The organism is Bacillus cereus group sp. BceL062 (assembly GCF_051780025.1).
In the GTDB taxonomy this organism is placed as follows: domain Bacteria; phylum Bacillota; class Bacilli; order Bacillales; family Bacillaceae_G; genus Bacillus_A; species Bacillus_A toyonensis.
The window spans coordinates 49,269-73,230 of record NZ_JBPWGY010000014.1 but is presented as its reverse complement, the minus strand read 5'-3'; the positions used below and the strand labels follow the sequence as shown (position 1 = coordinate 73,230).

Sequence of the window (23,962 nt, the reverse complement as noted above, 5' to 3'; positions counted from 1 at the left end):
TCATTTTATAGTGCTGCGTTTACATCTAATCTTTCTTTTATCGAATCATTCGTTTTTAACCAATGCGTAATATTTTCAATATCTGTTGAGAATATACGGTCATTTGTAATAGAAGGTACTTGCTGACGGCCTTGATGGTAGAAGCTCTTCGTCACTGTACTCATGTTTTCAATTCCGCGATATTCCGCTGCTTGCATCGCACAAATCATCTCAATTGAAAGAACACGTCTTACATTTTGAATAATTTGATGTGCATGGCGTGAAGCGATTGTTCCCATACTTACGTGATCTTCTTGGTTAGCTGATGACGGTATTGAATCAACACTCGCCGGATGTGCTAACGTTTTATTTTCAGAAACAAGTGAAGCAGCTGCGTATTGCATAATCATTGCACCAGACTGCAGTCCTGGTTCTGGACTTAAAAATGGAGGTAAATCATTTAATTGCGGATTTACTAAACGCTCAATACGACGCTCTGAAATATTTGCAAGTTCCGCCATTCCTACTTTTAAGAAGTCCATCGCAAACGCAATCGGTTGACCATGGAAATTACCACCCGAAATTACTTTTTCTCCGCCATCAAAGATAAGTGGATTATCTGTTGCTGCATTCATTTCAATTTCTAATTTTTCTTTCACATAATTTAAAACTTGCCAAGAAGCACCGTGTACTTGCGGGATACAGCGAAGTGAATATGCATCCTGTACACGTAGTTCTCCTTGTTTTGTTGTTAACTTACTATCTTGAAGGATGTCACGAATTCTGCTCGCGACTTCCACTTGCTCTTTATAACCACGTGCTTTATGAACATTTTCATCAAATGCATCAATAATGCCTTGTAATCCTTCAATTGTCATCGAAGCAATTAATTCCGCTTGATATGCAGTTGCTTCTGCTTCTATATAAGAAAGAACTCCTTGCGCTGTCATCGCCTGCGTACCATTGATTAATGCAAGCCCTTCTTTCGCTTCAAGTTCAATCGGTTCAAGACCTTCTTCTGTAAGAGCAACCATCGCATGAACTCGTTTCCCCTTATAGAACACTTCACCTTCGCCTAATAATACAAGCGCAAGATGAGATAAAGGTGCTAAGTCTCCACTCGCACCAAGTGAACCTTGTTGCGGAACGACTGGGTGAATTTTGCGATTTACAAACTCAAGAAGCATATTTACAACAAGCGGTCTAACGCCAGATACTCCTTTAAGCATCGTGTTCGCTCGTAAAATTAACATACCGCGAGATACTTCTTCCGGGAATGGATCACCTATCCCGCATGCATGTGACTGAATTAAATTATGTTGAAGTGCCTTTACATCCTCTTTTTGAATAAGCACATCACTAAACTTTCCAAATCCAGTTGTAATACCGTAAACAACTTTTCCGTCTTCTACGATTTTCTCAACTACTTCGCGACACTCCGCCACCTTTTGCATACTAGTTGGGCAAGCTGTTACACCTTCCCCTTCAAGTAATAACTTCTTCATTTCTTCAACTGTCAATGTATGTCCTGTTAACGTAATCATTCTTTTTTCCTCCTTAAAAAGGCAAAAGGGGACCTTATCTTTTTAAGACAGACTTCTGTCCTAAAAAGTAAGGCCCCCTTCTAACTAATAGACTATGGGCAAATCATATGTGATTAATTCCTAAACCAATCGCCTCATGCTCAGATCCTTTTACAGGTGCACCAATCGTTCCATAAAGTGCAACAGCAACCCATTCGCCTTCTTTTTTTCCGTCGTATGGTGTACCGCGCACAATTGCAAAACGAAGTCCTACTGTACGAAGAACGTCTGCTAACTGAATTTGACCTCTCGTCACTCCGTACAAAGCTTCCATTATTGCATGATAAAGTGCATGTGTTTCTCTGTAAACATCCGTTTCAATAACTCGGTTGCTTTTAGCCGCTGTTTCCATTGCCGCTACGACCTTTTGCGAATTCATAGAACCCACTTTCCCTGTACAATATTTCCAACCTTTTGGAATAGATAATACAGGGCTTTCATTCTCATCCGCAAGTGCCAACAGCATGGCCATACGACCAATTCGATGTGTTCCTTGAAGAAGCATGTGACTCTCTCATTTCTTTTAATTATTTGAATATTTCTTAATTTAAGAATAAATGAAAACGGTTAAATCGTCAATAGTTTAAACTCATATTCAAACATTTTTTCACCTCCCCTAATTTTATGTACACAAATTATTTACACAAAATTTCCAGGCATGCTATATTTTCACTAACAGATGAAAAGAGGCGAGTTTTCAGTGGCGAAACGAAAAGATATTCATTTTCGAATTGAAGAAAATTTACTTGAAAGGTTTGAAGCAGCACTCCATTACGAAGGCTTAAAGAAGACAGATGTATTAACACATGCGATTCAGCAATTTTGCACGAAGGTGGAATCCGAAAAAATGAATGATGTAAAACGCCAATACAGCGTCAGCAACCATTTACAAACACGTATCCATACGCATAAACGTTTCGAAGAGAAACAAGTGAATTTAGATGAAGTCGTCCTTGAACATTTACAACTTCAAGGAAAAGAAAACATATTAGAAGTTGGGTGCGCGAGCGGAAAATCCCTTTCCCTTTTACAAACTAACGGTCATAAAGGCCAATTAACCGGATTTGATCAATCGAAAGCCATGCTTTCTGAAGCCGCTAAAAAAAGTAATAGAATTGAATGGAAACAGGGTGATGCTAGTAAACTTCCATTCGAAGATAATTGTTATGACTGGATAATCGCAAGACATATGTTATACCACGTGAAAGATGTAAAAAGAACCATTCAAGACTTTTATAAAGTCATTCGTCCTGGCGGTACACTTTTAGCTACAACAAATTCTAACGTTTCATTACCTCGTATAGTTGAAATGTGTAACAAGATGTTAGCCGCATTTGATTTACCGCAAACATCAGCAGCGGTTGCTCCATTTTGTTTAGAAAATGGTAAGGAGATATTACAATCTGTTTTTCCAACTGTTGCAGAAACAGTTATTCATAATGCACTCGTTTTTCATCACGCTACTCCGATCGTAAACTATATTTCTAGCATGTTCCCATCACTGAATATACCAGACAATATGTATCTTCACGCCGAAATGAAGGAATGGCTACAAAAAGAAATAGAAAATGAATTATCACTTCATAACGGTATATGGCATGATCCGAAAACGGTAGCGATTTATCGATGTAAAAAAGAAAAAAGCTAGCAAATGTTAGCTTTTACACGTTTTCTCATAAAAGTTTCTCCATCACTACATTGCCTTTACCACAATAAAAATTTGTATTATGTTCGTCTGCTACTCCAAAATAAGAAGCAATCGCTATTCCGAATGGTACAAATGCATGCCCTTGTGCTGTAATTATATTTGAGTGCTGCACAACTTCTTTATACACGAAATTTTCTACTGGAAAACAATCGAATCTTTTATAATCTATGGTCGCTGTATAAGATCCCCCTTTCAATAAGCCTGCCTTTGCCAAAGCATACGGTCCAGCACAAATTGCTGCCACTAATTTTTCTTGTTCATAAAATTGATGAATGATTGAAAAAAGAGGTTTTGCATCTTTCAACTGTACTTCTTCTCCACCTGGAATAAGTATCCCTTCATACTCATCTACACGCACTTCACTTAATTCTATATGCGGCTGCACTTGCAACCCCGTTTCACTTATAACCAATTCCTTAGTTAAACCTGCTGTAATGATTTCATATTTATTTCTCAGCAATGCCGTTGCTACCGTTATTTCAAACTCCGCAAATGTTGGGTATACGAATAATAATATTTTCTTCATAGCCCTCTCTCCTTTAGCCATCGTATAAAATATGCTTCTAATTCGTCCACTGATAATGCATTCGTGTCCACATAAGTTACAGGAAATTGTTTATACCATTCTTTTTCAGTTTCTACTAATTTGAGTTGTTCTTCAAATGTACTTCGGTTTCTTACCCTATCATTATTTTTTCTATCATATACATTCTCTTTCGAAACGTCTAAATAAAAAATTGCATCCGAACGGCATTTTCTTAGTTCACATAAATCATCTTGCAATTCTGTTTCTATATCCCACTCTTTTCCTATTAATTTCGGATAAAAAAGTGTATAGAACTCAATATCTTCTGGCCCACGATCAAAAATCACCGTTGATTCCTGGATATTTTGAAACTCTTTTATTTTTGCTCCAATGAACATTTTTTGATTTGTTATAAAACCATCTTTTGAATTCATATCTAAATTTAATTCTTTTCGCTTTTCTACAATTCGATATGGATTTTCATATATAACCGATAACCCATGTTGCTCTAGCCTTTTAGCTACTGTTGTTTTCCCACTTGCCATCGGTCCTTGTAGTGAAATTACATATGCCATCCCACTCATTCCCTTTCCATATAATATATTGATAATATACATAATTTTGAAAACTATCAACAAAATATATATCATCTTGTTTCTTATTCTTATGTAACTTATAATAAAAGATAGAGATTATGACGAACGCAAAAATAATGTAAGCTTGGAAATCCAAGCTTACATTATTTTTTGCTTTCCCTTTTCTAATAAAAAGAGTATACTAGATTAGAACGTATGTTCTTAACGATTACATACAGTAAGGAGATAGAACAATGGTATACGACACAAAAGCAATTTCTTGGAATGAATCTTTAAAACAACTTCAACGCCGCTATACAAACAAACAAGTTGACCGAAAAGAATTTGAAGATATTGAACTAATGGAATTCTTCCGCGATAACGACTACATTTCTTTACCTACACATATAAGCGGCCTATCAACAGCACGTTTTACTTCTTACTCTATTTTCACAACTGAAGATAAAGATCGTAAAGTTGGCACACTTATTATTGAGTATGTTGAAGACGATAATAATAATTTATGTGTTGAACAACTATACTTTGTTTAAATGATTACGCTTGGTCAAAATGACCAAGCGTTCTTGCTTTCTATGAATCTCAATGTTTATAATATGAATAAAAGAAAATCGAAATCATTTAAGGGGGGATATACTTGCTCGAAGGATGGTTCAGTTGGTTCATTGTATTATGGACTGTCATTTTATTAGGACTTATGTCTATCGGTGGATACTTTATGTTCAGAAAATTTTTAAAACGATTACCAAAAGAAGATGGTATGTCCATTTTAGATTGGGAAGAACACTACATAAATAAAACGAGACATTTATGGGCTGACGAACAAAAACAATTGCTAGAAGAACTTGTAAGTCCTGTTCCAGAACTATTTCGCGACGTTGCCAAATCCAAAATCGCTGGTAAAATTGGAGAACTTGCATTACAAGAAAATGCCTCTCAAATTACACAAGACTTAATTATTAAAGGATATATTATTGCCACACCAAAGCGTGATCATAAATTTTTAGTAAAAAAACTACAAGAAAAAGAGATTGATTATTCAAACTACAAGTCTTTACTCGCAAAATAACTTCACATTATTTTCGATAAAAAAGACAGCGCCTTTGACGCTGTCTTTTTTATTTTATACATATACAGTTTTAAGTTAGCTTCATATCTTTTTCATTATAAAAACCATCTTCTTTTTCCATTTCCTTCTGTAATTTCGTAAAGGAACGGTACATCGCAATTCTCCATGATACAATCATCGCAAACGCAAGTAAGAAGAACATGCCGCTAAGTTGTCCTAAATCAAGAGATTGACTTAAGTATGTTTTAAATACAATCCGTACTACAAGTAATCCAATTAATATAAAAACAAATGCTTTTGAACGCTTCAAGTAAATCTCTTGTCCTCTAATTTCAAATTTAGATGTTTTAATAAGAAAAATAGAGAAAATCAAACCAACACCAATTGCTTCTAACATTTCTGCTGGAGTTAATCGAAATTCAGGAAAAACATACATCAATGCTCCCGTACTCATAAAAAATGGCGGAAGTATAATTTTTTTCAATGTTGCAGGTTTCTTAGCTGCTTTTAAACGAATAAACATCGCACCGACAGCCATACAAACAGCAACGATACTTGATAAAAGAACTATGTTCATATTTTCTCATCCTTTTTTGTGGCTATATGCAAAATATACTTTCATTATATGCTTTTCCGTTAGTATTTCCAACATTTTCACAGAATAATACTAAAAACCGGTAAAACCACCAAATAAACTTGAGAAATATACGATAATTTTCGTCATCCAATTAAAGTATAAGAAGATACCCATGACAATCATAATGTATCCTCCGACTTTCATAAAGGCCATACTATTTCTTTTAATCCAAGACATTTTCGTAATAAAGAATGAAAGCACGAAAAATGGGATAGCAAATCCAAGTATGTAAGCAATCATATAAATCATTGCTGATTCTGGGTTTGTTGCTGCTAATCCAATTACGGACACTAAAATAGGTCCAGTACATGGCGTCCATCCTGCAGCAAAGGCCAATCCAATTAGAACTGATCCAAAATAGCCACTCGGACGATTTTTAAATGTAAATTTGCGATCTTGCATTAAAAACTTCGGCTTAAATACCCCAACAATAATAAGACCGAACACGATGATAAATATACCACCTAGCTGTCTAATTAAATCTTTATAATCTGTAAAGATTCCTCCAATAAAACTTGTACCAAATCCAATTGCAATAAATATAATTGAAAATCCAAGTAAGAAAAACGCTGTATGTATCATACTTCTTTTGCGAAGCATTGCATTTTCTTCTTTCAATTCAGAAACCGACATACCTGTTATGTACGATAAAAATGCCGGATAAAGCGGTAAGCAACATGGGGAAATAAATGATAAGAACCCAGCGCCAAACGCTAAAAAAATACTAATATCTTGCATAATTCCACTCCTCTCCTTACATATTGTAGCAAAAACACATAAAAATACTATGAACAATTCGTGAACTCACTTTTACAACGTGGTAATAAGAAAAACCACTCTTTTTCACAGTTTCTAATAAAACGTTTTCATTTCCTTCTATTATATAGAAAAATCTCAATTGGATTAGGAAACTCCTTTAATTGTTATTAACATAACAAAGGTAACATAGTTTCTCAAATGATTAGCACGTATACGTACGTTTATATACATATTGATTTAAAAAATATTTTTTCAAATGCTGTCTTTATACAATACAAAGCTGATTTTACAATACTTTTATAATTAACAATTTCAAGATTATGCATAAATATCATACTTTTATTATTATTCTATAAAATGTCGCACTTTTCTTTTATTTGACCCTACATTTTTAATTTTGTATACTTCCCTCTAGATATATTTTCGTTACGGAACAACTTCACATAGATGGGAGGAATTTTTCATGCTTCGTTATTCTCTTTTAGTTTTATTAGGAGCGTGTAGTTATGGAATTTTAGCTATTTTTGTTAAACTTGCATATGCAGAAGGATTTTCACTTGGAGAGGTAATTGGCAGCCAATATTTGTTCGGTTGGATTATTTTGCTCGCTATTACACTTCTATTTTCTAGACACCGCGTTCCATTAAAACAAGCATTAATTTTATTCGTTGCAGGAACATCTGCAAGTTTTACTGGAATTTTTTATTATGCTTCATTAAAAACTGTACCAGCTTCTATCGCAATTATTCTTTTGTTCCAATTCGTTTGGGTCGGTATTATTATTGAAGCTATTGTAACAAAAACATTACCTTCAAGGGAAAAAGTTATTTCGGTTATTTTCTTACTTGTAGGTACATTTTTATCAAGTGGTTTACTGGAAAAATCGGCAGGTACTTTCGATACAACAGGAATCATTTTAGGGCTATTATCTGCTATTACATTTGCAACATACATTTTTGTGAGCGGAAAAGTTGCTGTTGAAGTACCTTCATTACCACGTGGTGTCCTGTTAATGGCTGGCGCTTTAACTTTAGTTATGATCGTATTCCCACCAACATTTATTATGAACGGTGCCATTTCTCAAGGACTTTGGAAATATGGCTTAGGATTAGGAATATTTAGTATCGTTATTCCGTCTATTGCCTTTACAATTGGTATTCCAAAAATCGGTTCTGGCTTAGCGACTATTCTTGGTGCAGCAGAGCTACCAGTTACAACAATTATGTCTGTATTCGTTTTAAAAGAAGCTGTACTATCTTCGCAGTGGATAGGTGTATCACTTATTTTAATCGGTATTGCAATTCCGCAAATTGCATATGCAATGCGTGGACGTTATCAAAAACATCATACACATAAAAAAGTGGCAGCATAAAGTGAAAATTTAATCAGTGGGGATTTTGTTCATCCCCACTGATTATTAGCTCACACCACTCGGGCATTAACGAGAGAGGATTTTCATTTGAGAATCCTCTCTTTTATTGTTGTATACTTATAGTAAATACTTCGCTTAAGAAAGAGGGCATAATACGTGGCATCTATTCCAAATCAACTAACAGAAAAACTTATTTCCATTCGCCGACATTTACATGAGTATCCAGAACTATCATATGAAGAGTTTGAAACAACAAAAGCGATAAAAACTTGTTTAGAAGAAGCAAATATTACTATTATTGATTCCAATTTAGAAACAGGAATTATCGCAGAAATTTCTGGTAATCAAAATGGTCCAATTATAGCAATTCGTGCTGATATTGATGCCCTTCCTATTCAAGAAGAAACAAACTTACCATACACTTCAAAAATTCAAGGTAAAATGCATGCTTGCGGACATGATTTTCATACAGCAGCTATTTTAGGTACAGCTTTCTTATTAAAAGAAAAGGAATCTTCCCTAAATGGAACGGTTCGCTTTATATTCCAACCAGCTGAAGAAAGTAGCAACGGTGCTTGCAAAGTTATTGAAGCTGGACATTTACATGATGTACAAGCTATTTTCGGTATGCATAATAAACCTGATTTACCAGTAGGTACAATTGGCATTAAAGATGGTCCACTAATGGCTGGAGTAGATCGATTTGAAATTGAAATTCACGGTGTCGGGACGCACGCAGCTGTACCAGATGCTGGTGTTGACCCTATCGTCGCATCCTCTCAAATTGTTATGGCACTACAAACAATTGTAAGTCGAAATATTAGCTCTTCACATAATGCCGTTGTAAGTGTTACAAACATTCATTCAGGAAATACGTGGAACGTTATTCCTGAAAAAGCAACATTAGAAGGAACAGTTCGTACATTCCAAAATGAAACACGAGAAAAGATACCAGCTTTAATGGAACGTATTATTAAAGGAGTTTCTGATGCATTAGGCGTAAAAACAGAATTCCGTTTTTATTCAGGTCCTCCTGCTGTTCATAACGATACATCTCTAACCGACTTATCTACTCAAGTTGCCGAAAAAATGAATTTAAATATTATTTCTCCTAACCCATCAATGGCCGGAGAAGACTTCTCCTTTTACCAACAAGAAATACCAGGTTCATTCGTCTTTATGGGAACGAGCGGTACACATGAGTGGCATCATCCTTCTTTTACAATTGATGAACGAGCACTCCCTATAAGTGCAAAATACTTTGCTTTGCTAGCTGAAAAAGCTCTTAAACAATTCTCATAGAAAAAAGCCGTTAAGGGGTACTTAACGGCTTTTCTTATTAAGTTAAATCGCGTTTTAAAAATACTGTATAGGAAATACTTAAAAATACAAATAAATACAGCAATAACATACATGAAGCAAATGGGAAGGTTACTCCTTCAATAAAACTTCCATTCTTGGCAATACCGTATAAATCTGTGTTTGCCGGCAATAAATATTTCACCCAATTATATCTAGTTGCTGCTAGTAACGCAATATTTCCTGATAAAGCAAGAAACAGTGAAATACCGATTGCGCCCCCACTAGATCTTGTTAACACAGAAATCATAAATGCAAACGCTGCGTACACAAGAGTTGGCAACCACGATAAAATGTTATATTTACTTACTTCCACAAAAATATTTTGTTTTATAATATTTCCATCTTGAAAAATAAATTCACTCCATGCAGGCTGTTGGAATTTATAAATAACAAGTCCACTTAAAGCGGAGAAAATCATATTAAATATAAACAATAAAGCTGCAAATATAACGATTGCTAAAAATTTTGCTGTTAAAATTTTAAATCGACTTGCCGGACGGATTGTTAAAAATTTATATGTTCCCCAGCTATATTCATTCGCAAAAATTGTACTTGCATACACGAGGATAAATGGAAGCAAAATTGGAAATACGATAAAACCTGTATCTCTCATGAAAGAAAGTGGAGAACTGCTTGCTGGTGCTATATCCGTATCTAAATGCTTCATTTTAAGCTGATATTCCTTTACAAGCTCGTCCCCCGACCTTTCTGCTAAAATAGCTTCTTTTTTCATACCAAGCTTTTTCTCAATTTCTACCGTACGTTCTGTATAATCTGCTTTCCAACCCTTTGTTTCTGGTTCTAAATACTTTACCGTAACCCATCCTAATCCAATTATTAATACTGCAATAACCGCAAAAGGAATAATCGTTCTTTTACGCTTAAATATTTTATACAGCTCGTTATACACTAAATTAAACAATATCTTTTCCCCCTGTTAATTCTAAAAATTGCTCTTCTAACGTTTTTCTTTCTTCATATACACGATAAACTTGAATATTTTTCTCAAGCAAAGTACGAATAACATTTGGGATTTCTTCATCTTTTACATTGATAAGTAGATCACTACCTTTTATTACAACATCACATTCTAACATTTCCGCTGCTTTATTTGCATCATCTACACGTATACGGATCGTCTCCATCTCTTCACTATGACTATGCTGAATATTTTGCGTCGCTACATATTCTCCGTGTTGAATAATAATAACTCTGTCACACATTAATTCAACTTCTGAAAGTAAGTGACTAGATACAAGTACTGCTTTTCCTTGTTCATGTGCAATTTTCTTTATGTACATTCTCATTTCATGTATTCCACTTGGGTCTAGTCCATTCGTTGGTTCATCTAGTACCAATACATCTGGATTATGAATAAGCGCCTGAGCAATCCCTAAACGTTGTCTCATACCGAGTGAATATGCTTTTACTTTACGGTCAATTACTTGTCCCATTCCTAACAATTTCACTACTTCATCGATACGTTCTTCTGTCACATTCCCATTCATTCGGCCGAAATATGTTAAATTTTCGTAGCCGCTCAAAAAAGGATAAAATTCCGGTGTCTCAATTACTGCACCAATTTTCGCAGCAGTTTTTTCAAATTGCTGTTTTACAGATTGACCATCAATCCATACTTCACCTTCTGTCATACGGATCATACCGACCATCATTCTCATTAAAGTCGTTTTTCCAGCACCATTTGGTCCTAGCAGGCCAACAACTTCACCTTTTTTAACTTCGAAACTAATATTTTCTACAAGTGTCTTTGAACCGATTCGCTTCGTTAACCGCTCAACTTTTACAATTGATTGTTCATTTGTCATTCTATACAACCTTTCCTTCCCATTCTTTGTCAGGTCTTTTCACTCTAACACGATTATTTTCATGTGTAAAATAGAAAAAGGCATGATTTCTCATGCCTTTTTCTCAAACTGAAACAAATTTCCGTCTTTTAAACTTCGAACAAATCGACAACATTGCATCATCGATAATACGACGACAGCCATCATAATTATACTAACAACTGCTATTGCATATATTGTAATTGGTGCACTATTTATCCCTTGTATCCCTGCTATTTTCATAAAGATAATCGTGAATAATTTCAAAAATAACATCCCATGAACTAGACCGAAAACAGACGCTGCTCCATAAATGAATAATTGCTCCTGACATAATAAACATAGTATTTCATTTTTTTTCATATTCCCTACTACATAAGATTTAAATTCCTCTCTCCTCACTTGCAGAAGAGAATTCGTCATTTTATACGTAATAAAAATACATATAAAAATCAATACAATAAACAGCGTGTAAAAACACATTTGAAACAAAAATGTTGCCCCTACTTTCCCAGTCGCTAGTTCATTAAATTGTAGCGACATCATAAAAAACAAAATTGCAGTACACATGGCAATCCACATGAATTGCTTCATCCTTTTGACAGCAAATGTTCTTATATTTTTTCTCGCTAACCGACATAAAGACATAAATTTCTTCCCCTACCTTATAACATACGCATTCTATACTACTAGTGTATAAAAATATGACATTACAAACATCGCACTACAATCTGAATCTTTTCTAAGTCTTTAGTCCTAGAAAGGAAAATGGGAATTTATTCATATTTAAATTATAATTGTAAAAAGAGGAGGGTTTATACTATGCGTATAAACGTATTATTTATCTTATCTTTACTTTTCTTTACTAGTTGTAACCAAATACAAAATAATGAAGTTGCTTCTGTAGAAGCTTACAAGTTAACAAAAGAACAGTCTTCTATTTTACAAATGACGCCTATTCAAGAAGGAAATAGTATGTTTTATAACGTTACACTTAATAATGATAAAGATGAAATAAATGCTACGATTGATTATTATCAAAATGGTAAAAAAGTAAAAGAGATTACTAACATCGCTTCATCACATTTTCTAGAAAAGAAAATAAAACTCTCTTTCATACCACCATATTTCCAATTTGATAAAGATGTAAAAGAAAAAGGTCAATGGTATATTAATATTGACGGTGGTTCAACGCTTGCTCCTGAAGAAGCACCTCTAGGTGTAAATAGTTCTGCAACTACTACAATTCAATCTGCAAAAAATTTAAGATATAATCAGAAAACAATTTTAGCTGCTGTAATCCAAACAAGTAAAGAAACTGTAAGCGTCCCTACAATTGATGAAGAAACAGGTATTGATCTACTCTTAAAAGAAAATGAACACGTTTATCTTTTCAGTATCGAGCTAAAAAAAGAAAAATAAAACAGAAATGCACTTAAGCTGCATTTCCGCTTTATTGTTTAATAAGGTGTACTTTTATATATTCGAATTAAATCTATTTACCGTTACTAATATTACTCATCTTCTACTTCTATTCGTTTCTTCTCTCTTGCAATTTTTAAAAACTCTAACAGCTCTGGATTACTATTCATTTTTTTATAAGCTACCGACATTTCTGCAACAAAATTAGAATCATATAACTCTTTATATACAACTTCTGTTTTATATAATTTATTTGCCGATACAGGGATTACTGTAATCCCAATCCCTGCTGCTACAAGCCCCATAACTGTTTGATATTCTGTTGCTTCTTGTACAATTTGAGGACTAAAGCCAACCTCTCGACAAAGAGATAAAATTGTATCATACAACGCCGGCCATACTGGTCTCGTAATAAATACAAACGGTTCATCGCGTAAATCTTCTATATGTATTTCATCTTTCTCTGCAAGTGGATGTGCCTTTGGCAAACATAAAGTACAAGATAACCTTTGAATTGGTTCTAACTCTAATAATTGTGTTGAAATTGGCGGCCGTAAAAATCCAATATCAATACGATTATCATGAAGTGCATGCACTTGATCTGGTGTAGATAATTCATGTAATGCGACAGACACTCTCGGAAATTTCTTTCTATACTCCCTGACGATAGACGGTAAAATATCATATATCGCCGCACCTACAAAACCAATTGAGAGTGATCCAACTTCTCCCCTTTGCGCACTTTGTGCAACTTCTACTGCTTTTTCAATTTGCTCAAACGCTTTTTTTACTTCTTTTAAAAACATTTCTCCTGCTTCTGTTAATTCAACCTTTCTCTTCGTTCTTGAAAATAACAGAACTCCCATTTCTTTTTCTAATTGCTGAATTTGTTGACTAAGTGGCGGTTGTGTCATTTGTAAACGAGCAGCCGCTCGTCCAAAGTGTAACTCTTCTGCCACAACAACAAAATATTGCAAATGCCGTAATTCCATTTTGGACACCCTTTTCAATTTCAATTAATACGTCTAATATATTAATAACATATAATTTATATATTAGACAAATATTTTGAATGAACGTATAGTAGAAATTGTTAATTCTTTTTTACAATTTTTATGTAAAAAAAGAAAGAGGTGGTTACTGTATGAAATGGTGGAAGTTAAGTGGACAAATTTTATTATTATTTTGTTTCGCTTGGACAGGTGAATGGATCGCAAAACAGGCACACCTCCCAGTTCCAGGAAGTATAATCGGTATTTTTTTATTATTAATTTCATTAAAATTTAACCTAGTTAAAAAAGAGTGGATACAGGACGGAGCAGACTTTTTATTAAAAGAACTTATTTTATTTTTTATTCCTTCTGCAGTCGCTGTTATTCGTTACAAAGATACACTATCACAATATGGAATCGATCTCATTTTAATTATTATGATTAGTACACTTTGTGTTACTCTCGTAACAGGACTATTAACAGAATTGCTACTTAAGCGGAAAGGATCAACGCAATGATCGGCTTTCTTTGTTTACAATTAACACTATTGACATATTGGATATCTAAAAAAATATATCAACGTTGGAATTGGAGCTTACTTTCTCCTCTCCTTGTCTGTCCCATTATTTTAATCGCTTTATTGCTTGGACTAGACACACCTTATGAAACATATGAATCTGGTGGTCAATGGCTAACAGAATTATTAAAACCTGCAACAGTTGCTTTTGCATGGCCAATCTATAAATACTTTGATTTATTAAAGAAACACGGAATTGCCATCTTACTTAACGTCATCGTTGGTTCATTTTTATCAGTTATTACTTCGGCACTACTAGCAAATTATTTTCAAATTGATTCGTCACTAGAACATAGTTTAGCACCGCATATTGTAACGACACCAATCGCAATGGCTATTTCAGAAATGATTGGTGGCATGTCACAATTAACAGCTGTATTTGTCGTTTTAACTGCCTTAACAGGAGCATTACTCGGCCCTTCCCTTATACGTATTTGCCGCATTAAAACCGCGCTCGCAAAAGGTATTATGTTAGGAACGAGCGCAAATGGAACTGGTACATCAAAAGCATTCGAAATCGGCCCTGTTGAAGGAACAATCGCAAGTTTATCCATGCTTTTAACAGCGGGTGCTAGTTTAGTTATCGTTCCGCTTTTCTTATCTTGGATACATTAAAAAGCAAGTATTTACATACTTGCTTTTTCATTTATATATTGACATATTAACTCGTAATCCTCCGGAAAAGCTAGCGATAATTTTTCGACTTCCTGTATCCCTTTCCAGTCAATTTCATGTATTAACTCATCAGGATCTTGAATTTTCATACTACCGCCTATTTTTTTAACAAAGTAATAATGAACATACACTGGAATTCCGTATGTAATACCTTCTTTTTCGTATATTTTATTTACAACTTCCACATTGTAGCCTGTTTCCTCCCAAACTTCCCTGATACAACATTCTTCTAGTGTTTCTCCCTTTTCAAGTCCTCCACTTGGTACAGACCACCTTTTTTCTTCCCCTTCTTTGCCTTGCAGCACCATTAAAATTTCATTTCTGTCATTCATACATATAGCTGCCGTACCTATCCATCTCTCCATAAACATCCCTCCCCTACTAAAATTCGCCTTCTTTTTTATTTTCCCCTTGAAAAAAGAGGAAAAAAATAAAACGGTGACGAAAGAATACATCAACTTCATAGGCAGTCCCTTCTTAGAAATTAAAAACGGAAGGATGAAATTATGATTTCTAAATATGTTGTGGAATGTGTCTTTTGTGAAGAAAATCGAAAACCTCGCCAAGCTACCGTCACAGTTCCCGCCACTTCTCAACTACTAGCTATTCAAAAAGTTCGGGCTGAATGTAAACGTCGCTTTGGAAAAACGTTATTATTGCAAACAGAGATTAAAGAAGAAATAGTTTTGGAACAAAAAGAAAGCTGACCATCAATTGGCCAGCTTTCTTTTCCGATCATATTTTCACATGAAGATTAGGGGCATCCTCTTTAAGGATCGGGATTTTCCCATTATGTACGTTCCATAATGGTCATCGAACAATATATTTCTATGCAATTAAGTATTGAATAGAATAGGGCAAAACTTGTTCGCATTTTTAGAAAAGGGATAGGGATATAATTCAAGTAGTACTTCGAATACTCGAACTTTATACTCATAATATTAATGCAAATTCTTTTATATGGGAAATATGAATTACTTATATAATTCATTCGTAAAATATATTAATACCTTGCTATAGTAGTTTTATTCCATCAATAACATACATCCGGCTAAAACTGGCGTCATAATCATTGAAAATCTCAACAGCATGCGTGGTGCATAATTTGTAAACTTCGCACCGATATATGCTCCTAACATCGTCCCAATTAATACTTGCAATAACAATATATAATCTAAATACCCTTCCGAACTATATCCAATCCCGCCTCCAATTGCAATCGGTAATATAACAAGCATAGTCGTTCCTACAGATTGCTGTATCGTTAATCCTAAAAGAACCATTAGTCCAAGTTGTATAAAAGGGGCTGAACCAATCCCGAATGAACCAGCCAACATTCCAGTAACTAATCCTAAACATATACATTTCATCAAGTTGTTTTTTGAAAGTTTTTTCTGTCCACATAAGGGTGGCTGTTGCTTATTTAGAGACATAATCAATTTAATAAACATAAAAATTGCTGATAAAAATAACATCCCAGCTGTAAACCAATGGAGAAGATGTGCTGGTATAAGCGAACCAAACTTTGAACCGATATAAGAACCAAGCGCTCCAAATCCACCAACAATCCCGCCTATCATAAGTACAACATTTCCTTCACGATAATGACTTATAACTCCAGATAACGTCGTAAATACCATAGCAGTTAAAGATGTTGCAAGTGCAACGTGAATAGGAATATGAAATACTAAAGTGAGTATCGCGATAATAAATCCAGCTCCCCCTGCTCCAACAAATCCTAATAAAATACCCATTAATAACATCGTTATAATAATTGCCACATACTCTCCCTCCAGTATCCCAATTATCTACTATACGCCCTCTTCCATACAAATAAAAAGCATCCTATCCGGATGCTTTCACTACTTTTCTATATTGAAAATATGTAATCAATCTTGATTAATTAAAATAACAGCAGGACCAGCAACGACTACTCCAGCTACTTCTATCTTTTCAAATTCCTTTACTGTAATAGATATAACACCTTCTCTTTCCATCAATTCTTTACTCAGGACTTCAGTCGGTATCGTCTTCACCGTCTTACCTCCTTTTCATTTATACAATATGATAAAGCGACACTTTAATCAGTGGGGGTTTTGGCCACCCCCACTGATTATTAGCCCTCATCAACCAGGCTTTTGCGAGATAAAAACAACCCAATACATCCATATATATGCATCACCTCCACTTTCATTCCTTATTCCATCCAAAATTCATATTCCCTTTCTATAACATATTGAAAAATAAAAAGAAGCTATAACATATAGCTTCTCTCTAAGTTTCTTTACCCTCTCTGTACCTTATATGTCAAAACTCTACCATCTCTATCAAATTGGAAAATAAGCTGTTCACTATCTATTGGAATGAAGCCACGTTCTGTCCCAAGATAGTACAAAGTGATGACCCCTTCTTCCTCATTTCTCGTTTCAGTAGGCGTTCCTAACAATTGTGTAATTTCTTCATTTGATTTCCCTATTAATTTATATTTTTGCATGAAATCATCTACCATATGTACCCGTTTCTCTTCGTCATTTAACCACCGATCTCGATTAAAATTGGAAGTGTACTCATTCATACTTAATTGTACAGCACACACTATTAATGGAATGATCCCTACTATCATTACACGTAACATTTGTTTCTTTTCTTTATTACGACTTGTAGAAGCACGTAAGATGACTCTTTGAATCATGACTAATAAAATAAATGGCATAACTACTACAAAAATACTCTTTACACTTAATGACATATGAACTATATCGATAACGAAAATAAACGCAATGTACATGACTATATACAAACAAAAATAAACATACAAAATCCCATGTAATAGAGCACCCAGAAAAATCTCCCCCTTTTTAATTCACCTGGCAAAGCATTTCTCTTATCTTTTGTAACTCTTGCGCTGTATATATTACTTCCCCTGTTAAAACTTCATTTTTGAAAAACGCTACGATTTGCTCCCTATCTTTTAATCTAGGTGTGTCCTCATTAGAAAGATCTAGTACTTCTTTACCACTCTCATTATAAAAATATACAATTGGCTTTACGTTTTCTTTTACAATATCAACTTGCAATTCTTTCAAACAATTGTATAAAATTTGAGATTGTTTCTTCGCTTTATATACTGGATTCCCTTCATTTTTCACTTGTATAGTTAACGAATCTTCACCTGTAATACATTCAAGCGTCTCTTCTTTTTTAATTTCTTGTTGATACTTACCTATTTCATCAAGCATAAATGAATATATACTAGCATTCTCTTTCGTTACACCATGAATTAATTTTCCTGTCCACTCTCTCGTCTCAAGTAAATACATACCAGTTTTATATAAGATAAGATGATGGATTCGAATATCGTTTATTCCAAGTTTATCTCTAATAAAAACATTCGGCATAATATGAAATTCATCTTCTTGTATGATTTCTTGTTCTAAAAATCCTTGCTTCATATAATGTAATGTTTCATGCGTATTTACTTCAGCGCTATTTTTAGTATACTCTCGTAAATCTGCAATTAACTTTTGAAACATATGTATTTCATTACTATGTTTATCTTGCATTTCACTACGTTCTTTACTATGTTGCATAGCTAATTGATTTTTCATCATACGCATATTTTCAAGTTCTCTAGCTGTACTAACTTGTAAATCATTATACTTTTTCTGTTCCATATTTTTTAACGTATTTTGTTGCTCTTTATGTTCTGTAACCGTGGCTGCAATTTCACTTTCATACGTTTCAATCGCTTGCTTTTTTTCAAATTCCACCTGCTGGCTCTCTGATTCCAACTGTTTATTTTTATAAAACAGTACGAATACTGCAGCTAATAATATTAAAATTACACCTATTAGCACATAATCCATATTTTTACTCCTTTATTTCAATTTTTGATTATTTTTTATAAATATCCCCATTGTATTATACTATGCTTTTAATATACAACTTGTGAAAATTACTTTTTTCATAGAGTGACACTTTAATCAGTGTTTTGTTCTATCACCCACTCATTATTAGCCCTCACCAATCGGCCTTTTACGGGCAACTCCCACCTATCTTCCTCGCATTCGCCGAGATTCTTACTGCCTGCAAATCGCGGGATAAAAGGTATCTCAGGCGAGATACCTTTTACGTTGACTTTATTATACACCATACTGAATATAACTCGAATCATAATATATCCATTCATTTCCACCTAATCCGAACCAGCCATCTTGCTTACACCATACTCGATATGCCTCACCATGATGTAGCTGTCTTATAACATTTCCACTTAATGATGGAGCATCCCGTAGATTCACATTGTCACCAGTAATAGTCGCCACATAATGTTTATACTGAATATAACTCGAATCATAGTATATCCATTCATTTCCACCCAAAGCAAGCCAACCATCTTGTTCGCTCAAAACTTCATATGATTCACCTCGATTTAGCTGGCGAATTACACTAGATTGTAAAGATGGTCCAGTCCGTAAATTTACATTATCGCCATTAATTACAGCAACACCGTAAACTGGAGTTGCATTATTAGGCGGAGAAACATTCCCTCCACCACTCGATCCATTCCCTTGCAAAGCTTCTAATGAAACTGCTGCTGATACATCACAATTTCCTACACCTGAAATTTGACCAGAATCAGTGTATTGCCACGCTGTCCACTCTGTCCATCCACCAGCATCAGCAGGCGGTGTACTAGAATATCTAGCAATCCAAAGTGGAATATCACTTAACCCGTTAATTCCAAACTCATTAATATACCAAACTCCTGTATATAACATTACATTTTTTCCAGTAGCCTGTTTCACATAATTTATGAAACTTCTTGCCCAATTAGATATAGCGGTACCAGTTAAATTACTATTACTCGGATCTGTTGGTGACTCTAAATCTAGAACTGGCATTAAGTCTGTTTGATTGCTTTGTAATATACTCACAAAATATTTCGCTTCTGAAATTGCATCATTTTGTTCTGGATGTGCAAAATGGTATGCACCGATTAATACATTCGCATTTCGTGCCGCTTGTACATTTTGAACAAAAGTAGGATCAAGATAATTTACACCTTCTGTCGCTTTTGCATATGTTGCTGGAATGCCAGATGCCTTCACTGCATTCCAATCAATACTCCCTTCCCAATGAGACACATCGATAAACGTAACATTTGAACTCGATCTGTTTTGCATATAAAATCTCCTATCAAATTTTTTCATTCCGTATACATACAATATGTACAACTTTACTAAATGGACACGACATGTATGCTATAAAAACAAAGAGTAAATATATTTTATATACAAAGTAAAAAAGACCTTGTATATTACAAGGCCTTTTGCAAGCTTCCTTTATTTTGTAGTAAATACATATTATAATACAACCCTTGCTCACTCAGTAACTCTTGATGTGTTCCCCTTTCTACTATCTCTCCATCATGCATAACGAATATTTGATCTGCATCTTGAATTGTAGATAACCTGTGAGCAATCGCTATCGTCGTTCTACCTTTTCTCATTTGCTGCAACGCTGTTTGAATAGCCTCTTCTGTTTCTGTATCGATATTAGCTGTTGCCTCATCTAATACTAACACTTTCGGATTAGTTGCTATCGTTCTAGCAAAAGCAATTAATTGTCGTTGACCACTAGAAAATGCAGCTCCTCTTTCTACTACTTCTGTTTCATACTGCTTTGGTAATTTTTCAATAAACGTATTGGCTTGCACAAATTGCGCAGCTTCTTTTACTTCTTCATCTGTAATTTCTTCATTGTACATACGAATATTTTGCTTTACATTTCCTGCAAATAAAAATGCATCTTGCAATACGAGTCCTATTCTCTTTCTAATTTCTCGTTCTTCAAATTTCTCTAAATCTACACCGTCTATTACAATGTTTCCCGACTTAATATTATAAAATCGCATTAGTAAATTCATAATGGTACTTTTTCCGCTACCAGTATGCCCAACAAAAGCAACCGTTTGCCCTTGTTTCACATGAAAAGATACATTTTTTAAAACATCACGCTTTCCATCATACGAAAAAGTAACATTTTTAAATTCAATATCTCCATTAACTACTTGAGGATTCCCATCCCCTTTTTGAACCGGCGCTAAATCTTTCTCATCTATTAAATGAAATACACGTGATGATGAAACAAGTGCCTGTTGGAAAAATGATAATTTCATCATCATCTCATTTACAGGTTGGAAGAAACGATGAATATAGTTAACAAACGCATATAAAACTCCTACTTCAACGGGACTCTTTAAAGCGTCAATTCCGAATAAACCAAGTACTAATGCAATTGCTACAATATGAACTAAATCCGTTGCTGGACGTAAGAGTAATGCGTCTAACTTTAACGTGCGTCGTCCTGCACTATAATGTTTATTATTCACCTCTTCAAATTCTTTTCTCATACGTTTTTCTTGTCTGAATACTTGAACAATATTCATTCCTTGAATGGACTCATTTAACTTCGCATTTAATACGCTTAATTGATTACGTACTTCTAAATAAAAAGCTGCACTTTTCCGGCGATATAGCACCATAATAGCAAACATAATTGGAATTAATATAAGAGAAAATAGTGCTAATTTTACATCTAATAAAAACATCGCCACTAAAATCCCTACTAAAAACACTACATTTTTTACGAATGTTGATAGTACACTTACATAAAAATCCTTAATCGCTTCCGTATCATTTGTTATGCGAGATACGAGTGTACCTATCGGCGTACGATCAAAGAAACTTAATGACAATTTTTGAACGTGTTCATACACTTCAACTCGCATATCTTGAACAATCTTAAAAGCTATATTTTGAAAGTACAATAAATCTAAATACGTAAATAATACTTTTAATAAATGTGCAATTATATACACTACAAATAGAGTAACAAGTGCTGATTGATCAAAGTTACGCGGTACTAAATGTTCATCAAGAAATTGTTTAATTAAAAAAGGACCCATCATTTCAGTTACAGTTGCACCAACTAGGAATAAAAATGCTAATGCTAATAACCTTTTATATGGTCTCATATAAGAAAGTAATCTTCTTAAATCACTCCGCTTTTTCTCAGCCATCATACGCCTCCTTTCTCTACTAACGCCTCTAGTTGCTGGCTTTCGTACATTTCTTTATACCAACCATTTTCTCCCATCAACTGTTCATGTGTTCCTCGTTGCACTACCGCTCCTTCATCAATCACAAGAATAATGTTTGCATGCTGAATTGCACTTAAACGGTGTGCAGTAATAATCGTCGTTTTTTCTGCTCTTTCCCGTTTCAATGCGGATAATATAGTTTCTTCTGTTTTTGCATCGACAGCTGATAAACAATCATCTAAAATTAAAATTTCAGCATTCGTTAATAAAGCACGCGCAATTGAAATCCGCTGTTTTTGACCTCCCGATAGTGAAACACCTCTTTCACCTACTACCGTATCATACCCTTCTGAAAATTGAACGATATCATTATGAATACAAGCAATTTCAGCAGCACGCGCAATTTCTTTATATGTAGCATCGACCTTTCCGAATGCAATGTTCTCTCCAATACTCGCTGAAAATAAAAAATGATCTTGCGGCACGTATGAAATTGCAGAACGTACACCATGAAGTGTTACATCTCGAATATCCCGCTCACCAACTTTTAATTCACCATTAAAATGATCATATTCTCGAATTAAACATTTTAACAACGTCGTCTTCCCTGCACCGGTACGTCCCACAATACCTAGCGTTTCACCTTTTCTTAAATTAACATAAATATCTTTTAAGTTTAATAGTTCATTTTTCTTATAAGAAAATGAATCAATAGCAAATGAAACATCACCACTTGCTATAGTATTTATAGCGTCTTCCTTATTTACTACATCTGAAGTTTGTGAAAGTATTTTCTCCACACGATCATACGAAGCGCGTCCACGTTCCATAATATTAAACAACCATCCAAAAGCTAACATTGGCCATACAAGAGTCCCTAAGTATGTTGTAAACGTTACTAGCTCTCCTACAGTTAATTCGCCCCGTACTACTAATAAAGATCCGTAACAAACTGCGATTAAAAACGAAAACCCGACAATAAGTGCAATCGTTGGATCGAATAACGAGTCAATACGCGCGACTAACATATTTTTATGTACGACATCTTCTGATTTCTTCCGAAATGCTTCCAAATCCTCTTTCTCTTGTCCAAGCGAGCGAATCACCTTCATCCCACTCATACTTTCTTGTACTTTATCATTGATTTCAGAAAACGATTGCTGCGCTTTATGAAATCTTCTATGCAATAAAGTTCCATAATAATTTGTAGAAATCGCTACAATTGGCATCGGAATTAAACTTAATAATGTCAACTTCCAACTAATTGTAAACCCCATCGCCACAAGTACACATCCTCCAACTGCTAATGAGTCAACAAGTGTTAAAACACCCGATCCAGCAGTTTGCTGAATTGCCTGAATATCATTGGTCGCATGCGCCATCAAATCGCCTGTACGACGTGATTGATAGAAAGTTGGACTCATCTTTGTAAAATGTTCATATAAATTCTTTCGTAATTGACGGGCTAATTTTAAAGAAGATCCAAAAATCATAATACGCCACAAATAACGCAATATGTACATAGTAATTCCTACAACAACTAACAGAATAACCCACTTCAACAATTTTTCAGATGTTAATGTTCCATTATTAATTTCATCTACTACAATACCTAGTACTTTCGGGGCTACAAGTTCAAGAAGCGCGACACCAAATAACATAATAATCCCAATTATGTACGCTCGTTTTTCTTGTTTAAAAAACCAAGCTAAATTAAAAAATACTTTCATATTTATCCTCCTCCCTTAAAATGAGCGAT

General features: G+C 34.5%; 28 protein-coding genes. 9 read left to right on the top strand and 19 right to left on the bottom strand.

The window, feature by feature from the left end:
* Positions 1–5: 5 nt before the first annotated feature.
* Both hutH and hutP read right to left on the bottom strand, forming a co-directional pair.
* Complete coding sequence (gene hutH / locus ACS2MN_RS25950) at positions 6–1,523, bottom strand: histidine ammonia-lyase (RefSeq protein WP_000631858.1); 1,518 nt, start codon at positions 1,521–1,523, stop codon at positions 6–8.
* Between the two features lie 103 nt (positions 1,524–1,626).
* Positions 1,627–2,067, bottom strand: a complete 441-nt coding sequence (hutP, locus tag ACS2MN_RS25945) for a hut operon transcriptional regulator HutP (RefSeq protein ID WP_000926519.1) — start codon at positions 2,065–2,067, stop codon at positions 1,627–1,629.
* 195 nt (positions 2,068–2,262) lie between these two features.
* On the opposite strand from hutP, the gene ACS2MN_RS25940 reads away from it, so the two are divergent.
* Positions 2,263–3,210, top strand: coding sequence for a class I SAM-dependent methyltransferase (locus ACS2MN_RS25940; protein WP_142336567.1), 948 nt, complete (start codon positions 2,263–2,265; stop codon positions 3,208–3,210).
* A gap of 25 nt (positions 3,211–3,235) precedes the next feature.
* Here ACS2MN_RS25940 and ACS2MN_RS25935 read toward each other — a convergent pair whose 3' ends face one another.
* Both ACS2MN_RS25935 and ACS2MN_RS25930 read right to left on the bottom strand, forming a co-directional pair.
* Positions 3,236–3,796 carry a DJ-1/PfpI family protein gene (locus ACS2MN_RS25935; RefSeq protein WP_000722219.1) on the bottom strand — a complete coding sequence of 187 codons (561 nt, stop codon included), beginning with the start codon at positions 3,794–3,796 and terminating at the stop codon, positions 3,236–3,238.
* A complete protein-coding gene (locus ACS2MN_RS25930) occupies positions 3,793–4,380 on the bottom strand; it encodes an AAA family ATPase (RefSeq protein ID WP_070173654.1) in 588 nt (195 codons plus the stop codon). Before ACS2MN_RS25930 ends, ACS2MN_RS25935 begins: the two co-directional genes overlap by 4 nt.
* Before the next feature lie 245 nt (positions 4,381–4,625).
* On the opposite strand from ACS2MN_RS25930, the gene ACS2MN_RS25925 reads away from it, so the two are divergent.
* Both ACS2MN_RS25925 and ACS2MN_RS25920 read left to right on the top strand, forming a co-directional pair.
* Complete coding sequence (locus tag ACS2MN_RS25925) at positions 4,626–4,922, top strand: hypothetical protein (protein ID WP_000262403.1); 297 nt, start codon at positions 4,626–4,628, stop codon at positions 4,920–4,922.
* Between the two features lie 104 nt (positions 4,923–5,026).
* A complete protein-coding gene (locus tag ACS2MN_RS25920) occupies positions 5,027–5,458 on the top strand; it encodes a DUF2621 domain-containing protein (RefSeq protein ID WP_000889376.1) in 432 nt (143 codons plus the stop codon).
* Between the two features lie 70 nt (positions 5,459–5,528).
* Here the strand turns inward: ACS2MN_RS25920 and ACS2MN_RS25915 are convergent, their stop codons facing one another.
* The 3 genes from ACS2MN_RS25915 to ACS2MN_RS25905 all read right to left on the bottom strand — a co-directional run bounded on the left by ACS2MN_RS25915 (position 5,529) and on the right by ACS2MN_RS25905 (position 6,999).
* A complete protein-coding gene (locus tag ACS2MN_RS25915) occupies positions 5,529–6,035 on the bottom strand; it encodes a CcdC family protein (RefSeq protein ID WP_001028440.1) in 507 nt (168 codons plus the stop codon).
* 90 nt (positions 6,036–6,125) lie between these two features.
* Positions 6,126–6,833 (bottom strand): cytochrome c-type biogenesis protein CcdA, encoded by a 708-nt coding sequence (gene ccdA, locus ACS2MN_RS25910; protein ID WP_001152675.1) that lies wholly within the window; start codon positions 6,831–6,833, stop codon positions 6,126–6,128.
* A gap of 16 nt (positions 6,834–6,849) precedes the next feature.
* Complete coding sequence (locus ACS2MN_RS25905) at positions 6,850–6,999, bottom strand: peptidase T (protein ID WP_088055905.1); 150 nt, start codon at positions 6,997–6,999, stop codon at positions 6,850–6,852.
* A 318-nt stretch (positions 7,000–7,317) separates the two neighbouring features.
* Here ACS2MN_RS25905 and ACS2MN_RS25900 point away from each other — a divergent pair, with 318 nt between their 5' ends.
* Together ACS2MN_RS25900 and ACS2MN_RS25895 are read left to right on the top strand one after the other, a co-directional pair.
* Positions 7,318–8,226 carry an EamA family transporter gene (locus tag ACS2MN_RS25900; protein WP_000947021.1) on the top strand — a complete coding sequence of 303 codons (909 nt, stop codon included), beginning with the start codon at positions 7,318–7,320 and terminating at the stop codon, positions 8,224–8,226.
* A 156-nt stretch (positions 8,227–8,382) separates the two neighbouring features.
* Positions 8,383–9,528, top strand: a complete 1,146-nt coding sequence (locus ACS2MN_RS25895; RefSeq protein WP_000146708.1) for a M20 peptidase aminoacylase family protein — start codon at positions 8,383–8,385, stop codon at positions 9,526–9,528.
* A gap of 37 nt (positions 9,529–9,565) precedes the next feature.
* Here the strand turns inward: ACS2MN_RS25895 and ACS2MN_RS25890 are convergent, their stop codons facing one another.
* The 3 genes from ACS2MN_RS25890 to ACS2MN_RS25880 all read right to left on the bottom strand — a co-directional run bounded on the left by ACS2MN_RS25890 (position 9,566) and on the right by ACS2MN_RS25880 (position 12,080).
* On the bottom strand, positions 9,566–10,510 hold the full coding sequence (locus ACS2MN_RS25890) for an ABC transporter permease (protein WP_098805216.1): 945 nt from the start codon (positions 10,508–10,510) through the stop codon (positions 9,566–9,568).
* The gene (locus ACS2MN_RS25885) at positions 10,503–11,414 is read right to left on the bottom strand and encodes an ABC transporter ATP-binding protein (RefSeq protein WP_000180634.1); all 912 of its coding nucleotides are present in this window, start codon (positions 11,412–11,414) and stop codon (positions 10,503–10,505) included. Before ACS2MN_RS25885 ends, ACS2MN_RS25890 begins: the two co-directional genes overlap by 8 nt.
* A 90-nt stretch (positions 11,415–11,504) precedes the next feature.
* Positions 11,505–12,080, bottom strand: coding sequence for an FtsX-like permease family protein (locus ACS2MN_RS25880; RefSeq protein ID WP_000050642.1), 576 nt, complete (start codon positions 12,078–12,080; stop codon positions 11,505–11,507).
* Between the two features lie 174 nt (positions 12,081–12,254).
* Between ACS2MN_RS25880 and ACS2MN_RS25875 the strand changes: the two genes are divergently transcribed.
* Positions 12,255–12,854 carry a histidine kinase gene (locus ACS2MN_RS25875; protein WP_098805217.1) on the top strand — a complete coding sequence of 200 codons (600 nt, stop codon included), beginning with the start codon at positions 12,255–12,257 and terminating at the stop codon, positions 12,852–12,854.
* Between the two features lie 92 nt (positions 12,855–12,946).
* On the opposite strand, the gene alsR is transcribed toward ACS2MN_RS25875, so the two are convergent.
* Complete coding sequence (alsR, locus tag ACS2MN_RS25870; RefSeq protein WP_000423218.1) at positions 12,947–13,846, bottom strand: acetoin biosynthesis transcriptional regulator AlsR; 900 nt, start codon at positions 13,844–13,846, stop codon at positions 12,947–12,949.
* Between the two features lie 152 nt (positions 13,847–13,998).
* Between alsR and ACS2MN_RS25865 the strand changes: the two genes are divergently transcribed.
* On the top strand, positions 13,999–14,364 hold the full coding sequence (locus tag ACS2MN_RS25865; RefSeq protein ID WP_000872363.1) for a CidA/LrgA family holin-like protein: 366 nt from the start codon (positions 13,999–14,001) through the stop codon (positions 14,362–14,364).
* Positions 14,361–15,038, top strand: a complete 678-nt coding sequence (locus tag ACS2MN_RS25860) for an LrgB family protein (RefSeq protein ID WP_000578973.1) — start codon at positions 14,361–14,363, stop codon at positions 15,036–15,038. The genes ACS2MN_RS25865 and ACS2MN_RS25860 overlap by 4 nt, the downstream gene beginning before the upstream one ends.
* Positions 15,039–15,049: 11 nt before the next feature.
* Here the strand turns inward: ACS2MN_RS25860 and ACS2MN_RS25855 are convergent, their stop codons facing one another.
* The gene (locus ACS2MN_RS25855; protein WP_000442987.1) at positions 15,050–15,463 is read right to left on the bottom strand and encodes an NUDIX hydrolase; all 414 of its coding nucleotides are present in this window, start codon (positions 15,461–15,463) and stop codon (positions 15,050–15,052) included.
* Positions 15,464–15,604: 141 nt separating this feature from the next.
* Between ACS2MN_RS25855 and ACS2MN_RS25850 the strand changes: the two genes are divergently transcribed.
* Positions 15,605–15,805 carry a DUF3903 domain-containing protein gene (locus ACS2MN_RS25850; RefSeq protein ID WP_000624209.1) on the top strand — a complete coding sequence of 67 codons (201 nt, stop codon included), beginning with the start codon at positions 15,605–15,607 and terminating at the stop codon, positions 15,803–15,805.
* A 318-nt stretch (positions 15,806–16,123) separates the two neighbouring features.
* On the opposite strand, the gene ACS2MN_RS25845 is transcribed toward ACS2MN_RS25850, so the two are convergent.
* From ACS2MN_RS25845 to ACS2MN_RS25815, 7 genes are all read right to left on the bottom strand, one after another.
* The gene (locus ACS2MN_RS25845; protein WP_088055906.1) at positions 16,124–16,879 is read right to left on the bottom strand and encodes a sulfite exporter TauE/SafE family protein; all 756 of its coding nucleotides are present in this window, start codon (positions 16,877–16,879) and stop codon (positions 16,124–16,126) included.
* A gap of 108 nt (positions 16,880–16,987) precedes the next feature.
* The gene (locus ACS2MN_RS25840; RefSeq protein ID WP_000849372.1) at positions 16,988–17,134 is read right to left on the bottom strand and encodes a BC1881 family protein; all 147 of its coding nucleotides are present in this window, start codon (positions 17,132–17,134) and stop codon (positions 16,988–16,990) included.
* A 248-nt stretch (positions 17,135–17,382) separates the two neighbouring features.
* Positions 17,383–17,886 (bottom strand): hypothetical protein, encoded by a 504-nt coding sequence (locus ACS2MN_RS25835; protein WP_002109353.1) that lies wholly within the window; start codon positions 17,884–17,886, stop codon positions 17,383–17,385.
* A 70-nt stretch (positions 17,887–17,956) separates the two neighbouring features.
* Positions 17,957–18,964, bottom strand: coding sequence for a nuclease-related domain-containing protein (locus ACS2MN_RS25830; RefSeq protein WP_000386795.1), 1,008 nt, complete (start codon positions 18,962–18,964; stop codon positions 17,957–17,959).
* A 276-nt stretch (positions 18,965–19,240) separates the two neighbouring features.
* Positions 19,241–20,284, bottom strand: a complete 1,044-nt coding sequence (locus ACS2MN_RS25825) for a GH25 family lysozyme (protein WP_098710007.1) — start codon at positions 20,282–20,284, stop codon at positions 19,241–19,243.
* A gap of 134 nt (positions 20,285–20,418) precedes the next feature.
* Positions 20,419–22,182, bottom strand: a complete 1,764-nt coding sequence (locus ACS2MN_RS25820) for an ABC transporter ATP-binding protein (RefSeq protein ID WP_000818434.1) — start codon at positions 22,180–22,182, stop codon at positions 20,419–20,421.
* Positions 22,182–23,933, bottom strand: a complete 1,752-nt coding sequence (locus ACS2MN_RS25815; RefSeq protein ID WP_000862304.1) for an ABC transporter transmembrane domain-containing protein — start codon at positions 23,931–23,933, stop codon at positions 22,182–22,184. Before ACS2MN_RS25815 ends, ACS2MN_RS25820 begins: the two co-directional genes overlap by 1 nt.
* Positions 23,934–23,962: the final 29 nt, after the last annotated feature.